The following is a 2,036-nucleotide window of genomic DNA, read 5'->3' as shown; positions in this document are numbered from 1 at the left end:
CAGAGCGTCGAGGACTTCGCGGACGACGACGTCCGGATGGCCCACGCGGAGCCGGCCTCGAACTCCGGTCATCAGGCCCCGTCGGCGCTGTTCGACCAGTACTTCGACGTGACCGCCGAGGAGGACTACGAGGTCAACTTCTCGGGCGGCCACTCGCAGACCACCCGCGGCATCGCGGCCGGCGACTACGACGCCGGCCCGATCTGTTCGACCTGTTTCCTCGACACCGTCGAGGGCGACAGCAACCTGAGCTTCGACGATTTCAAGGTGGTCTGGGCGTCGGACCCGTTCCCGAACGGGCCCGTCGCCTACCGCTACAACCTCCACCCCGACATCCAGGAGGGGATCCGGGCGGCCTGGCTCGACTCCGACTTCGCCGGTACGGCGTACGCCGAGCGCACCGGCTACGAGGAGTACGTCCCCATCGAGTACAAGCGCCACTGGTACAACATCATGGTCATCCAGCGGTACAACGGCGTCGAGTACACCGAGGGGTCGCTGAGCGAGTGATCCGATGACGCTCGACGTGACCGACCTGCGGAAGACGTACCCGACCGGCGACGAGGCGCTGCGGGGCGTCGACGTCTCGGTCGGCGGCAGCGAGACGACCGCGATGATCGGCCCGAGCGGCGCCGGGAAGAGCACCTTCATCAGGTGTGTCAACCGGCTCACGGAACCCACCGGGGGGACCGTGGCGATCGACGGCACCGACCTGACCGCGCTCGACGACGACGGCCTCCGCGAGGCCCGCCGCGACATCGGCATGATCTTCCAAGAGTACAACCTGGTCGAGCGGCTCACCGTGATGGAGAACGTGCTCACCGGGCGGCTCGGCTACGTCTCCGCGTGGCGAGCGTTCCGCCGGAGCTTCCCCCCGGAGGACGTCGAGCGCGCCTACGAGATACTGGAGCGCGTCGGCCTCGGCGACATGGAGAACAAGCGGGTCGACGAGCTGTCCGGCGGCCAGCGCCAGCGGGTCGGCATCGCCCGCGCGGTCGTCCAGCAGCCGAAGATCCTCCTCGTCGACGAGCCGACCTCCAGCCTCGACCCCGAGACGTCGAAGACGGTGATGCGGCTGCTCACCGAGATTGCCGCCGAGCGGGAGATCCCCGTGCTGATCAACATCCACGAGGTCGACCTCGCGGTCGAGCACGCCGACCGGATCGTCGGGCTCCACGACGGCGAGGTCGTCTTCGAGGGGCGGGCGGACGAGCTCGGCGACGACGCGCTCGACCGCGTCTACCGCGGCGGTGACCCGCCCGAATCGCGGGGGTCGAGCCCGGCCGGCGAGACGGACGAGGGGGGTCGACCCGCCGGCGGGCCGATCGCCGGCGACGGCGTCGTCTCCGGCGACGGCAGGACGACGGACCCGTCCGCGTCCGGGGGCTCCTGAGATGGCCGCGGAACCGCGGACGTGGCGGCGACCGACGGCGTTCCGCCGGCGGGAGTTCAAGTGGGCCGCCTACGCCGGCGTCGTCGCCTTCTTCGCCTGGTCGGCGTGGGGCGTCGGCGCCGACCCCGCCCGGATCGCCCAGGGGTTCGGCCGCGGGCTGACGCTGCTCGGCGACTTCTTCCCGCCGGAGGCGACGCCGCGACAGGCGCAGCGGATCGCCGACAAGATGATAGAGAGCGTCGCCATGGCGATGATATCGACCGTCACGGGGATCCTGATCAGCGTCCCCGTCGCGTTCATGGCCGCCGAGAACCTCTCGCCGAGGCCGCTCTACTACCTCAACCGCGGGTTCATCTCGCTGTCCCGGGCGCTCAACGCGATCATCGTCGCCATCCTCGTCGTGAAGGCGGTCGGGCTCGGCCCGCTCGCGGGGATCATCACGATCACGTTCAAGACGGTCGGCTTCTTCGCGAAGCTGCTCGCGGAGGACCTCGAAGACATCGACATGGGCAGCGTCGACGCGGTGCGGGCGGCCGGGGCGTCGCCGGTGCAGACACTGCTGTACGGCGTCGTCCCCCAGATCGTCCCGCGGTTCGCGGGGCTCAGCGTCTACCGCTGGGACATCAACATCCGGACCTCGACC

Annotated in this window: 3 protein-coding genes; all 3 read left to right on the top strand. The window is 70.0% G+C overall.

Translation table 11 applies throughout. The annotated features are described in order from the left end of the window. Positions 1 to 510: PhnD/SsuA/transferrin family substrate-binding protein (locus SD626R_RS05435; RefSeq protein ID WP_176697278.1), on the top strand; the 510-nt coding region annotated here is incomplete at its 5' end. A gap of 4 nt (positions 511 to 514) precedes the next feature. After that, the gene (phnC, locus tag SD626R_RS05430; RefSeq protein ID WP_092564560.1) at positions 515 to 1,393 is read left to right on the top strand and encodes a phosphonate ABC transporter ATP-binding protein; all 879 of its coding nucleotides are present in this window, start codon (positions 515 to 517) and stop codon (positions 1,391 to 1,393) included. Position 1,394: 1 nt separating this feature from the next. Beyond that, the coding region (locus SD626R_RS05425; protein ID WP_092564558.1) for a phosphate/phosphonate ABC transporter permease at positions 1,395 to 2,036 on the top strand (642 nt) is incomplete at its 3' end.

Origin of the sequence: Halorubrum sp. SD626R (assembly GCF_001261915.1) — an archaeon.
GTDB lineage: Archaea > Halobacteriota > Halobacteria > Halobacteriales > Haloferacaceae > Halorubrum.
The sequence above is the reverse complement of the archived record's forward strand: the minus strand, read 5'-3'. Positions and strand labels throughout refer to the sequence as shown.